This window comes from Paraburkholderia phenoliruptrix (assembly GCF_902859825.1).
GTDB classification, from domain to species: domain Bacteria; phylum Pseudomonadota; class Gammaproteobacteria; order Burkholderiales; family Burkholderiaceae; genus Paraburkholderia; species Paraburkholderia phenoliruptrix.
Genome location: NZ_CADIKB010000073.1, coordinates 1 through 11,179 on the forward strand (window position 1 = coordinate 1; position 11,179 = coordinate 11,179).

At 60.3% G+C, this 11,179-nt stretch carries 14 protein-coding genes and 1 pseudogene; 9 read left to right on the forward strand and 6 right to left on the reverse strand.

Annotated elements, in window-relative coordinates:
- Positions 1-111: 111 nt before the first annotated feature.
- A pseudogene (locus HV711_RS32240) lies at positions 112-537 on the reverse strand (porin); the annotation flags it as partial.
- A 198-nt stretch (positions 538-735) separates the two neighbouring features.
- Here HV711_RS32240 and HV711_RS32245 point away from each other — a divergent pair.
- On the forward strand, positions 736-1,050 hold the full coding sequence (locus tag HV711_RS32245) for an HMG-box domain-containing protein (RefSeq protein ID WP_175145609.1): 315 nt from the start codon (positions 736-738) through the stop codon (positions 1,048-1,050).
- Positions 1,051-1,176: 126 nt separating this feature from the next.
- Here the strand turns inward: HV711_RS32245 and HV711_RS32250 are convergent, their stop codons facing one another.
- Positions 1,177-2,070, reverse strand: a complete 894-nt coding sequence (locus tag HV711_RS32250; RefSeq protein ID WP_035485294.1) for a LysR family transcriptional regulator — start codon at positions 2,068-2,070, stop codon at positions 1,177-1,179.
- Between the two features lie 296 nt (positions 2,071-2,366).
- Here HV711_RS32250 and HV711_RS34035 point away from each other — a divergent pair, with 296 nt between their 5' ends.
- Positions 2,367-2,600 (forward strand): cytochrome b/b6 domain-containing protein, encoded by a 234-nt coding sequence (locus HV711_RS34035; RefSeq protein WP_169742598.1) that lies wholly within the window; start codon positions 2,367-2,369, stop codon positions 2,598-2,600.
- Positions 2,601-2,877: 277 nt separating this feature from the next.
- Entirely contained in the window at positions 2,878-3,261 is a 384-nt protein-coding gene (locus tag HV711_RS32260; RefSeq protein WP_175145611.1) for a hypothetical protein, read from the forward strand.
- Between the two features lie 513 nt (positions 3,262-3,774).
- On the opposite strand, the gene HV711_RS32265 is transcribed toward HV711_RS32260, so the two are convergent.
- The 4 genes from HV711_RS32265 to HV711_RS32280 all read right to left on the reverse strand — a co-directional run bounded on the left by HV711_RS32265 (position 3,775) and on the right by HV711_RS32280 (position 7,371).
- Positions 3,775-4,065 carry a hypothetical protein gene (locus HV711_RS32265; RefSeq protein WP_175145614.1) on the reverse strand — a complete coding sequence of 97 codons (291 nt, stop codon included), beginning with the start codon at positions 4,063-4,065 and terminating at the stop codon, positions 3,775-3,777.
- A 993-nt stretch (positions 4,066-5,058) separates the two neighbouring features.
- Positions 5,059-5,355 carry a hypothetical protein gene (locus HV711_RS32270; protein ID WP_146153380.1) on the reverse strand — a complete coding sequence of 99 codons (297 nt, stop codon included), beginning with the start codon at positions 5,353-5,355 and terminating at the stop codon, positions 5,059-5,061.
- A gap of 140 nt (positions 5,356-5,495) precedes the next feature.
- Positions 5,496-5,693 carry a hypothetical protein gene (locus HV711_RS32275; protein ID WP_146153381.1) on the reverse strand — a complete coding sequence of 66 codons (198 nt, stop codon included), beginning with the start codon at positions 5,691-5,693 and terminating at the stop codon, positions 5,496-5,498.
- Positions 5,694-6,195: 502 nt separating this feature from the next.
- Positions 6,196-7,371, reverse strand: coding sequence for a tyrosine-type recombinase/integrase (locus tag HV711_RS32280; protein ID WP_035485302.1), 1,176 nt, complete (start codon positions 7,369-7,371; stop codon positions 6,196-6,198).
- A gap of 169 nt (positions 7,372-7,540) precedes the next feature.
- On the opposite strand from HV711_RS32280, the gene HV711_RS32285 reads away from it, so the two are divergent.
- The 6 genes from HV711_RS32285 to HV711_RS32310 all read left to right on the forward strand — a co-directional run bounded on the left by HV711_RS32285 (position 7,541) and on the right by HV711_RS32310 (position 10,959).
- Positions 7,541-8,575 (forward strand): DNA-binding protein, encoded by a 1,035-nt coding sequence (locus tag HV711_RS32285; protein ID WP_035485304.1) that lies wholly within the window; start codon positions 7,541-7,543, stop codon positions 8,573-8,575.
- 35 nt (positions 8,576-8,610) lie between these two features.
- A complete protein-coding gene (locus HV711_RS32290; protein WP_082201601.1) occupies positions 8,611-8,964 on the forward strand; it encodes a hypothetical protein in 354 nt (117 codons plus the stop codon).
- Positions 8,965-9,036: 72 nt separating this feature from the next.
- Positions 9,037-9,498 carry an SET domain-containing protein gene (locus HV711_RS32295; RefSeq protein ID WP_035485306.1) on the forward strand — a complete coding sequence of 154 codons (462 nt, stop codon included), beginning with the start codon at positions 9,037-9,039 and terminating at the stop codon, positions 9,496-9,498.
- A 172-nt stretch (positions 9,499-9,670) separates the two neighbouring features.
- Positions 9,671-9,940 carry a type II toxin-antitoxin system ParD family antitoxin gene (locus HV711_RS32300; RefSeq protein WP_035485311.1) on the forward strand — a complete coding sequence of 90 codons (270 nt, stop codon included), beginning with the start codon at positions 9,671-9,673 and terminating at the stop codon, positions 9,938-9,940.
- Entirely contained in the window at positions 9,937-10,257 is a 321-nt protein-coding gene (locus tag HV711_RS32305) for a type II toxin-antitoxin system RelE/ParE family toxin (RefSeq protein ID WP_035485314.1), read from the forward strand. Before HV711_RS32300 ends, HV711_RS32305 begins: the two co-directional genes overlap by 4 nt.
- A 144-nt stretch (positions 10,258-10,401) precedes the next feature.
- Complete coding sequence (locus HV711_RS32310; protein WP_051224768.1) at positions 10,402-10,959, forward strand: hypothetical protein; 558 nt, start codon at positions 10,402-10,404, stop codon at positions 10,957-10,959.
- The last annotated feature ends 220 nt before the right edge of the window (positions 10,960-11,179 follow it).

Genomic DNA, 11,179 nt, shown 5'->3' on the forward strand with positions numbered 1-11,179 from the left:
CGGTTCTCCTTGGTTCCCTGTTCGGGAGGTTGGTCCTGGAAACCCGATTCTCTCGGATTCCACTGGCGAACCGCCGCCTTCAACCTTCAACTACGCCTGGGACATTGCCTTGTCGAACGGGTGCGAAAACAGATAGCCGGCCCAGTTTCCGTTGGCTGTTGTCTGCGCAAGGTAGTCGACGACGGAGTCGTATTGACGACCGAGCGTGACTGTACCGAACGTGGCATTCGAGACGCCCACATATGCCTGACGTCCGAATAACAGGCCACCCTGACCCAGACGACCGTTGTTCAGGTTAAAACCATTCTCAAGCTGGAATATCGCCTTCGTGCCGCCGCCGAGATCTTCGGCTCCTTTGAGTCCCCAGCGACTTCCCTGAGCATAGCCGCTTTGCAGTTCATAGTCGTGCTTGCCGCCGACATTGTTGGTGTAGTTGAAACCTTCGTCGACCACCCCATACAGCGTGACGCTGCTCTGGGCGAACACAGGCACTGCAAATGTGGCTGACGTAGCCAGCGCGATCAGACTTTTCTTCATAAGAGATCTCCAGAAATGTTGTTCGAGTAGACAACTTTTTTTCAGACAGCTTGTGTTTGTTTCTGCGTTAGTACTATTGACTGAATTGTTACCAATACAGCGGGTGTGATCCTTACACGCCGATACTGCGACGTCTATGTTCGCGCCAGACTGTTTCCCCTGGGCGTTGCTAAATCATCACGACCGTTTGCAGCGCAAATGCTCGACCCGATGCGTGTCGCTTGGGGACAGCTGATGCCGCTCAGGACTGAGGATCCACGCTGGACCTGGCGATGCGCCGAACGATATAAAATCTGGAGATCGGGATGCAGCCTGGTCGAGGAGGGGTTTCGCCAGAAGACCAGTGATACGACGACATTGGTTAAGGATCGCTTAAGGTCGCGCAGCGAGAATTGTGGTAACGGAACGACGGGCGGCGATCATGAAAAATATTATGGCGGCTTTAGTGTTAACCACCTTGGTCGCTTTCCTGCCTGCCTGTACCACGACGGCACAAGACAGCGCCACGCATGAAGACGCGCAACCCCCTCACCCGGGGCGCCCGTCATGGCTGTAGTTGCCAAAGCACGCTAGAGCTGGCGGGTGGTCACGCTTGCCACGAGCATTCTTCCGGTAGATGGCCGGGGAAATGTTCGTGCCTCAGTAGCGACGCGAGCGTGACACCACAAAATCGGTGAAGCTCTGCAAGGTTCTCGGTATATGGCGATGCGCCGGATAAAGCATCCATATTGCCCGTTCATTTCCTTTCAGCGGAAACTGGCCTAGCACCGGAACAAGAGTCCGGTCATTCAGTTCTGTCCGCACCAGCGACTCCGCCAGGCGCGCGATCCCGAGCCCGGCAAGTGCGGCGCGCTTGACGGCCAGAACGCTTCCGGCCCGAAGGACGGGGCTGAATAACGCACGGTTGACGCCGTGGGCATCGTCAAACTCCCAGAAACGAGCCGGTATCTCACCTGCGACCAGGACACTGTGATGTGTAAGATCGTCGGGACGCTCAGGGATACCACATTGTTTCACATAGCGCGGTGATGCGACAATGACGTCCCTTGTTACTGCGAGGCTTCGGCATATCATCGCGGAATCGCGGAGTTGGCTTTCGACGCTGAAGCAAACATCGAAATCGACGAGGGTAACGCGTTGCATAGATTCAAAGACGCTGAGATCGAACCGGATCTGCGGTTCGGCGAGGTGAAACTCAGTCAGCAAGTCCGCCAGGTCGCCTTCGGCAAACGACGCTGCACACGCAATTTTCAACGCATCGGCACATTCATCGGCGGCAGACAGGATGCCCTTTTCCATCGACTCCAGTTCGTTGAGCCATTCGACGCATCCTTGCAGATAGGCGCGACCGGCAGCGGTGAGCGACACGCTGCGCGTCGTCCTGTTTAGCAGCTTTGCATTAAGGTGCGATTCGAGCATGGCCACCTGCCGGGTGACGACCGCATTCGAAACGTCGAGGTGCCTCGCCGCCGCGGCAAAATTAAGACACTCCGCCACCTTCATGAAGGTGCGCATTGAAGTCAGATGGTCCATTACCGCGTCCGTAGAACTCGAATTAGTGCCGCGGCTCGCGTTATCTGATGAATACATCGCATATGCCACGCGAGTCGCGAAAGTTCACTTCTCTGGTGAAGCACGGACGGTGCCGCAAGCACTGGCTGGGCGATTATTATCAGGACGGCAGCTTAACGATTGCTTAACCGTGATTCGGCGCTGGCAGCCCTGCCGCTGGGACCCGGTGGTCAATTAGCCTGGCCGTGCGGTCACGGCTTCGGAGCCGGCTATCCCTTTCCGCCTAGCCTGCCGCTTTGTTGGGCGCGTCAGCGCATGTGCCGAGCGGGCGCAGTCGTCTGCTGACAGAAACCGATCCGCTGGCTAAATGCAGACGGTCGTGGCTGGATCGTCAGACTCGCTTCGCGACGGCTAATTCAACGGCAGCCGCCCTCGGGGAATGGCACAGCACAAGCGCCATCGTTCTTTCGATCCTAATTGGTCTGCACGTTTTTGCGGTGTTTGTACATCAGGTCGGATTTAGAGACAATCTGCTCCGACGCATGTTGTAGCTGAGTTGGACGCTGATCCTGAGGGAGTGTCGACGTGAGTTCCCAGATCCTCTTACAGGAACGCCGGGACTTTGTTTCCTGTGACGGCGGCGTCAATCCGTCCGGGTCGGATCGACCGGACGAACCGTTTCGATTTGCAACTCAGAAGGTGCGCCAGGCGATCCCGGTTGATAGTGGCCAATGGAGCCCTCAGCATGGCTAGCCAACGGGTGCGTGAAAGCGGGTTCCTGGCACCGGTGAGATCTCCTTAAGACTCGCCGATGCGATATCCGCAGACATGACAAACAGCGACTTCGATTCAGCTACCTCGTCGCTCGCCTCGTTGTTGAGGCAGCGGAACCACAACAAGAGAGCAGTCAGCGCCATGCTCTCTTGCGTTTCAGTTCTCCGCCGCCAGCACTTCCCTATGCGGGTCGGCTCCACGCGACTATCGGAGGTCGATTTGAAATTCCGGAAACGTGACTGGCTTGTTGAGGCCACGCAGTGGTTTTCACCGGGAGATCACGCGGCCGTAGAACAACGCAACGGCGCATGGTCCATCGCTACGGCCGAAGGATGGAGCGACGTGCATCCTGGCGACTGGGTGATCACTTCATCCGACGGCTCAGTTCACCGCATCAGCAATCAGCTTTTCTACGATCTCTATGAACCTCTCGCGTAGCCTGGCGGGTTACCCCCGCACTTCTCAGGAAACCGTTGCTATGCTTCAACCGGTCGTCGGACCTGTCGATTCGCTGTCGTCGCGTGAGAGTAAACAAGGGAGAACCGGGCTGCTCCTTACAGATATCCACACTGGCATCAACGATGCCTGGTTGAAGTAGTCACTGATCGTCAGTTACCGATGCAAGACATGCGTAATCTACGAATCTCGGGCTGAGCGAACCGTCGATGAGTTCAAACTTATAGTGGCGATGTGCCCCTGGCGGCCGCGGCAACCTCTGCTTGCGGCCGGGACCCACTCGTTCGAATTCTCGATCGGTTTCCTGGTGGTACGTTTCGCGCGAGCATTGTGTCCACCAGACCGGAAATCGGTTTCCTCGAGATCTTTTTTTTCGCCTTGAATATTGCAGTGAGCGAAAGCAGAGATCGGCTACGCCGCGGTGATCGGATGTCGAGACGTCGAAGCGGATTTTCGAGTTCGATCGAATTCGTCGAAGTGCCCTCCTCGGGCGCGTTAGCCCGCTTTGGCAGCCACCTCCTTGGCGAGCAGGCGTTGCGCCTGCTGATCGCCTTTTCCTGCTTCCTGCGCGGTTTGAACCGACGTCTCGCTTGCTTCAGCCATCAATGCGCGCGCGGCGCTGCTGATGTTGACCGTGTACGACGACGTCGACGTGCTGGTGGCTGACCCCGTAGCCGACGAAGCGGTCGTGCTCGATGCCCGCGCCGTCGACGCTGAACTCGAAGTCGATGCGGTGGACGAAGGAGCTGTTTGTGCGGTGCCTTGACCGATTGCCTGAATGGACATCTAAATCTCCCGATAGAAAAACGTGTGTACTGCGTTCTATCTAACGGCCTGGATCTAGCGCGCTTGAGAAGTATATCTTTTGAGTTTTTCGAGATCCTTAAGCATTTCCTAAGGCTCAGTCACGACGGCATTCCTAGAAATACATTTTCCTATCGTGATTCGCCGGTGTCGTCGGTATCCTCCGGAAGGTTTTCATCAAGGTTCGCCGTTGCAGATTCGGCGCCCTGGGTGAGCGCTAGCGCGGCTGTTTGGCACGTTGAATAAAATGCTTGTGAACGTGAGCATCAGCTTGCTAGAGTGCAGCGCCCTGGGAATCCGGGAGACTGCTTTTGCTTGACGTTCGCGCTTACCCGTAAAATCCCTGCTGTTGCGCGGGACGTTGCTCCATTTGAGGTTGAGCCAAGATAAGCGTTTATGCGCTGCAGGGCATAGACGCTTTTAAGCACAGTTCCGGGTTGTACACAGTTTGTCCGCTGACGATCCGATGTTTCTGGATTGCCGGCGGACCAACTGTAGATAATCAGAGCTGTTGCAGGAAGGCAAGCACGCTGTCGGTGGGCTTGAACCTAAATGAAGTTGCGTCCGTGGGCGCGAGTTTCTCAAGGGCTCGCTCCTTTGTTGCCAGGTCGGCGTCGATGGCGTGGGCATCAGCTTCTCCTTTCGGCCACCATGTCCGATCGGAAAAGTCTGCTCTTATTATGCGAACCTTCATTAGGTGCTGTTCCTAGCAAACCGGCATCGGTCGGCCGTAGCCACTTCCGAAGATTGCTGAACTGTATACAACCCGGAACTGTGCCTAAAAGCGCTAATGCGCTGCAGAGGATAAGCGCTTACCTTGTTCCTCCCCCAGGAGGAGGCGCATAAAAACGACGCGTCAACCCGTTTCCGAGGCGAGAAGACGCAGGTTGATGCTATCCCCGCACCTGCCCCTGCGCAATCAGTTGCTCAAGCGCCCCCTGTGAATGCGTGGGTTAGCCCTCATACGGCTGGTTACTACGGCAAGGGCAGCAGTTCGAGGATAGTCGCCAGCGCACCGAGCACAACGGCGGCAATCGCCCACCATGCGGCTTTCCGATTCAGGATTGCCGCTTGTTCGTTCAGTTTGCAATTTGCCAATGGCCAGCCTTGAGAGGCCTGTTCGAAGGCGTCCTGCTGTTCGATGCTTTGAAAGTCATTCCAGCGGGGGTGAAGATCGAGTCTGGTGGATTTGCGCAATAACACGGCGGCACGCACACCTGATACAGCGGCGAGCATCGCAAGAACTGAAACAGCAATCGCGGAAGTCTTCATGTCGGCTTTTCTACCGCTGGCGGGCAGTACCAACAGGCGCTGACGTCAACGGTGGACCGTCGCCTGGAGTGCGGCGTTGAGCAGCTACCGCAGGCCGCTTCGTTAAGATGTAACCGTCAAGCATGCGCTGACGCCCCTGGCTATTGGTTGATCGTGTGGGGTTTCCATCGAGGAAAGCTTTCTAGAAATCCTTCGCCCACGGTCAGCATGTAGCGGGCTTTAATTCCGAGCGTGATATAGCACGCATCCTGTACCAACGTTGCACCACCAAACGCCAGGAGATCACGCTGCAAGTCGGGAAGTTCGGCTTTTGGTACGTCCAGAATCAGAAAGACCACGACTTCCCCGTCAGCTTAGTTTTTACTCACTATGCAGCAAGACTGACAGCAGGTAAACCGGCTGGGCATCCGCGCGACGTGATCGATGGGCTATCGTCGGGGTCGTACACAGATAACCAGTGTTAGGCGGATACTTGATTCTGTCGTTTTGAAAGGTTAAGGTCGGCTCTCGGGGAATACCTGATTTCCTTTCCCGGCATGTGTTTCCCAGGCCTGTCCCGTTGTTGGGGATGGGCTATTTTTTGCCCACGGCCTGTGTGCGCCGCTCGCCTTGGGAGAGCCAGGACGGTTTTTCGAATCCTTCCCGAATCCATAGTGCAGCACCGCTCAACATCCGCAACAGCACGACAGGCAAAGCAAAGCCCCAAAAGTCGCCATCAAGCCAAGGTTGGATGTCAGATATCTCCGCGACCGGTATCGGGATCATGCCGGCCAGCGTGAGTAACGGCCTGGTCGGCCATTCCGCATCGCGCGGCCCGTCATTGACGGTCTGGACGAGAACTTACCAGTCGATGCGGTGCTTTTCCTCAGTCTCCCGGTGACGCTCGTTGTCCGGCGTGTGAAGGTAGGGGTTGGTACTCGTCAGCGACGTGTGTCGCAGGTTGTCGCGAACTGTCCGCAGATCAGCGCCGCCGTCGGCCATATGCGATCCGGCTGTGTGGCGTAGCCAGTGGGCGGAGGCCTGCTCGAGCAGATCCGCCTGTCCCGCCCAACTATCGCCGCGCAGTCGGAGTCGACCGGCTGCACCCGCAAAGATATCCTTGACGATTGTGTGCAGCGCCGCGCGCGTGAGCGGCTTCATGGATTTACCGAGCGGTAGCACTAGTGGAGTGTCCTCATGCCGGGCGGGCAGGGCGGACAGGCCGCGCTCGCGCCGGTAACGCGCAAGCTCCGCCATCATTTCCGCGGAGGCGGGTACCAGCCCCTCCTTGTCGCCCTTGCCCAGCACTTCGAGCCACCAGCGCTCGTGACCGTCGGCATCGCGGCGGCAGAAGAAGCATCCCATCGTGTTGCCCACGACCTCCGAGATGCGCAGGCCGCCAAGGTAGAAAAGGGTGAACAGCCATCGGGCGCGCAGGTAGCGCTCCCGCTCGCGCGGGGTGTCCTTCGGCAGGCTGTCGATATGGAGCTTCACTTCGTTCCACAGCTCGCGGTCGAGGTACCGCGTGATGCGTGGCTTTGAGCGGCGGGCGCGCTGGCGCGACAGCGACAGCGGGTTGCCGGCCAGGTAGCCGGCTTCGACGAGCCATGCGAACAGCGCGTTAATGATCACCATCGCCTGATACTGGCTGCTCGGCCGGAGGGTGCTGTAGAACGGTCGCCAGCGTGGATCATGGCGCGGGTATTTGCGGCCACCGTCGGCGACCCAGCGTGCGTGCGGCTGGGGATCCTGCAGGAATTGGCGAAACTGTTGCAGGTCTTCGTGGGTGAGCGACGACAGCGGTTTGCCCAGCTGGACGATCGCCCAGAGCAGCAGCCGTTCGGCTTCCTTGCGGTAGTTCTCGAAGGTTGTTTTCTTGTCGGCGACCCGCGCGAGCCACGCGCGCACTGCAGCCAGGTCGTCGCATGCGGCGATCTGCGAGTGGCCGCGCGCGCGGTTGGTGCCGTCGCGACCGTCGAGATCGGCCGGCAGTTCGAGCACATCGAGCGGGCGCGGTGCGATCAGGGCGGTTTTCATGGGCATCGGGACCGGTGCGGGCGATGTTCGGGGTGTCGCGTGGCGATTGTCGCACTCCCGCTATTGAATTTCAACATTATAGGATTAATGTCAAAATTATAGCAGGGTGGCGTTATAAAATAGGCAGTTTACGTAGTAATATTGCACAAAATCCATCAGCGAAAACCTCATGAGTGACGTCCTGTCCCCCGACGCGGCGCTGGCGGCCGAGATCGAGCGCCTGAAAGCGGCGTTCCCGAAAACACGCGAGCTCTATCGCGAGGTCTGCGCGCTGCTGTTCTTCCGCCACGGCATCACGCCGACCGCCAACCGGCTGTACCAGCTCGTGAAGCGGGGTAGCATGGGGACGCCGACCGCCGTGCTCGGCGAGTTCTGGACGGAACTGCGCGAGAAGAGTCGGGTACGCATCGAACATCCCGATCTGCCGGCCGATCTCGGTGCGGCCGCCGGGGAACTGGTTGCCACCCTCTGGTCGCGCGCCACCGCGTCAGCCGAAGCTGCGCTCGACGCGCTGCGCGCCGAACTCGAGGCGCAGCGGGTCGAGGCGCAGCAGTCGGTCGTTGCCGCCCGCGATGAGCTGGGTCGCACCGAAAGCGCGCTCGAGCAGCGCACCGCTGCGCTGCTGGCCGCGCAGGTTGAGATCCGCGAGCTGGACAAGGCGCAGGCGGAAGGCCACGCGCAGCGGCAGGCGCTGGAGGCGGAGCTGGCACGGATCAAGGCGGCGCTGGCTGCGCGCGACCGCGAGCTGGTGGAGGTCAGGGAAGGGTTTTCGCGCGATCTGGCGAAGCAGCGGGAAGCGGCGGAACGCGCGGAAGATCGGCTCCGTGCGTCCGAGAAGCGCGCCCTGCTGGAGATTGACCGCGAGCGAAATACCGCAACGAAGCTGCAGAAGGAGCTCGACGACGCCACACGCCGGGCGGACCGGAAGGACGCCGACCATCGCCGTGCATCTGAAGCCGTGCAGGCACAGCTGGGCGATGCACGTCATCAGGCGGGCGTGCTGCAGGGGCGGCTGGATGCTGTTCAGACGGAGAATCTGCGGCTGCAGGCGGAGATGATGACGCTGCGGGAAGCGGAAACGCGTGCGCGGGAAGCCCGGCCATCGGCCGCTTCGACGGGCGTCCGGAAGACGCCACGCCCGGCCCGTTCCGTTCGCGCCGTGCCGACCGCCAAACCCGCAACGCGTCGCAAAAAAGCGGTATAACCGCAAAGGTACTTGCCACCAGGGGAATGGGCTGCATGGCTGATATCTACCTGCTCGCCGGACTGACGCTTCCACCGGGCGTCGCGCATGAGTCCCTGCCCGGGACCGTCACGCGCTTCATGGCGGACTGCTGGCCAGGCATGAGCCGCACGCAGATGATGGCCCGCGCGAAACGGCGGGGTCTGCGCCTGTCGTTCCGGGCAACGGCGCCATGTCCGTCCGGCGGAACCGGCGTATTCGAGTTGCGCTTCAACGATCGGGCAGTGGAATGCCTGCTGCTTGCACGGCTACAGCGGGTCGGAGCCAGGAGCGGTAAGCGCCGACCGGCCAGCCGCACTGACGTATCCCGGCCCCCGCCACGCGATCCCAGGCAGACCCGGTTGTTCTGACGCGACCGTCCCGGTTGCCGCGCAGGGCGCGGCTCGCTATGCTCGCAACCTTCAACGGATCAGGAGTCAGAAGTGCGGCGCGTGACGGTCAGGCAATCATCGGTTCATGGGCGAGGCGTCTTCGCGCTCCAGACGATTCCAGCCGGCCAGCGGATCCTCGAGTATCGCGGCGAGGTCACGTCGTGGCGGCGGGCCTCTGCCCGGCACCGGCGGTGCGGACTGCGCGGCCACACGTTCATTTTCGGACTGGCTGACGGGCGCGTGATCGACGGCAGCGTCGGCGGCAACAGCGCCCGCTGGCTGAATCACTCCTGCCAGCCGAACTGCGAGGCGATCGAGGACGAGCGGGGGCGGGTTTTCATCGAGACGCTCAAAGACGTGATGCCGGGCGACGAGCTTTGTATCGCCTATGGACTCACTATCGATGACGCGATTACTCCCGAACTGATCGCTGACTATGCCTGTCGCTGTGGGGCGAAGCGATGTACTGGTTCGATGCTGGCGTTTGCGAACAGATATCAAGCGCGCCCCTGACTGACGCATCCAGCTTTTCCTTCGAAATGGTTCGCCGCAGGAAGATCCGTCAAGTTGTGCGCCGTCCCGTCCCGTCGCGCGCAGCTGCTATCGTCATCTGTGCAAGGCCGGCGCGCCTTGCCAGCACCCCGTCGAGGGAGTAGGATTAAATCCTGTCAGCCCGGAGAGCGCCATGCGTACCACACAGCAGTTCAGCATTACCCTGCCCAACGAGATGGCCGAGCTCATCCGCACCAAGGTCGCCAGCGGCGAATATGCTTCTGAAAGCGAGGTGATCCGCGACGGGCTACGCACCCTCGCGGCCCGCGACAGGGCGATCGAGGCCTGGCTGCGTGATGAGGTGGTGCCTGCGGCCGAAGCGCTGCGCGCGGATCCCGCGCGCGCGCTCACGCCCGAGCAGGTGCGCACTCATCTGGCGAAGAAGCGCTCGGGCGCCGCATGACCTACCGGGTGCAGTTTGCCCCGGAAGCGCGGGACCAGCTTGAGGACATCGAACGGTTCATCAGTGAAGCGGGTTCGCCCGTCACGGCGGCTCGCTACGTGGACGCCATCGTGAATTTCTGCCTGCGCCTGCAGACGTTCCCTAAGCGCGGCGTCCCGCGCGATGATCTGTTACCTGGCCTGCGCGTGACCCACTACCGGCAGCGCGCGGTCATTGCTTACCTTCTGGATCCCGAGGTGGTGTCAATCGTTGGTGTGTTCTACGGCGGGCAGGCCTGGGAACCGTCTTTCGTAGATCCGACGGAACACGACCACTGATGACGCGCCCGCACCGCGGTCACCGACGCGAGCGGTCGGTGCGCAATCGTCGAGTCAGTCGACGAGTACGACAGGAAATTGAGAAGCACGGTCAAATGGAATAACCTCGTCAGTCCGACCAGCCAACTGTTCTGAATCCGACGGATGCAGCTCGACATTTTCAACGACAGCGGCGATGTGATGCTCCGCAATGACGTCCTGTCAGCGTTGCAGCGGTACGATGCCGCGGGCGCGCGGCGCGCGCTGCAGGCCCTTGCGAACGAGTATCCGGACGATGTCCCCCAGGTGTATTTCGGTTCGATCGTCAATGCTCTCGAGGGTCGATCGACGGTACCGTTTGACCGTCACGAAGCCGCCCTGCAGGCTCGCCAAGCGCTATCTCACGAGGTCCAGCCCGCAGTCACGCATGTGTTCCCGAGGCAGAGCGGGGCGACCTGGCTCGCACCGCTCTGGGCAGAACTGGCCGGGCGCGCCGCTGCGCTGCCTTTCCGTGCGGACCACGCGGATGCGCACGCGGCGCCGCTCTTCCTGCTTGCTGCGCGGTGGGCCGAGGCCTCCGATGCGACATCGCGCATCGCGTCCTGGCGACGGATTCCAGCGCCGCTTTGCTGGATGACAGAGGGCACGTTACCGGCTCGATGGCCTGGACGCGGCCTGGCCATTGCTGGTGGAGCTTGGTTGGCTTTCTCCATCCCGGTTTGACCAGCTTTTGAGCCGGCTTGGCGACGCGTGCGTCAATACGTTGCGGCGCAACTTCGATACGTCGTTCGACGGCGCCAGCGACATTGACGATCTCGCATGGTTTCCAGCATTATGCGCAAGAGAAAAACGATGGACATCAGCCGGAGCCTTGAAAATACTGGGATGAGCTGTCTGCGAGGTGTCCATTAGATTAGAAGAAAAAGTGGACAGAACGACCGTC

Excerpts from the sequence above, each read along its gene's own strand:
- HV711_RS32305 (WP_035485314.1), top strand. The coding sequence starts at position 9,937 with ATGACCTACCGGGTGCAGTTTGCCCCGGAAGCGCGGGACCAGCTTGAG.
- HV711_RS32280 (WP_035485302.1), bottom strand. The coding sequence starts at position 7,371 with ATGAAAACCGCCCTGATCGCACCGCGCCCGCTCGATGTGCTCGAACTG.
- HV711_RS32290 (WP_082201601.1), top strand. The coding sequence starts at position 8,611 with ATGGCTGATATCTACCTGCTCGCCGGACTGACGCTTCCACCGGGCGTC.
- HV711_RS32310 (WP_051224768.1), top strand. The coding sequence starts at position 10,402 with ATGCAGCTCGACATTTTCAACGACAGCGGCGATGTGATGCTCCGCAAT.
- HV711_RS32250 (WP_035485294.1), bottom strand. The coding sequence starts at position 2,070 with ATGGACCATCTGACTTCAATGCGCACCTTCATGAAGGTGGCGGAGTGT.
- HV711_RS32285 (WP_035485304.1), top strand. The coding sequence starts at position 7,541 with ATGAGTGACGTCCTGTCCCCCGACGCGGCGCTGGCGGCCGAGATCGAG.
- HV711_RS32245 (WP_175145609.1), top strand. The coding sequence starts at position 736 with ATGCTCGACCCGATGCGTGTCGCTTGGGGACAGCTGATGCCGCTCAGG.
- HV711_RS32260 (WP_175145611.1), top strand. The coding sequence starts at position 2,878 with ATGACAAACAGCGACTTCGATTCAGCTACCTCGTCGCTCGCCTCGTTG.
- HV711_RS32300 (WP_035485311.1), top strand. The coding sequence starts at position 9,671 with ATGCGTACCACACAGCAGTTCAGCATTACCCTGCCCAACGAGATGGCC.
- HV711_RS32270 (WP_146153380.1), bottom strand. The coding sequence starts at position 5,355 with ATGAAGACTTCCGCGATTGCTGTTTCAGTTCTTGCGATGCTCGCCGCT.
- HV711_RS32265 (WP_175145614.1), bottom strand. The coding sequence starts at position 4,065 with ATGTCCATTCAGGCAATCGGTCAAGGCACCGCACAAACAGCTCCTTCG.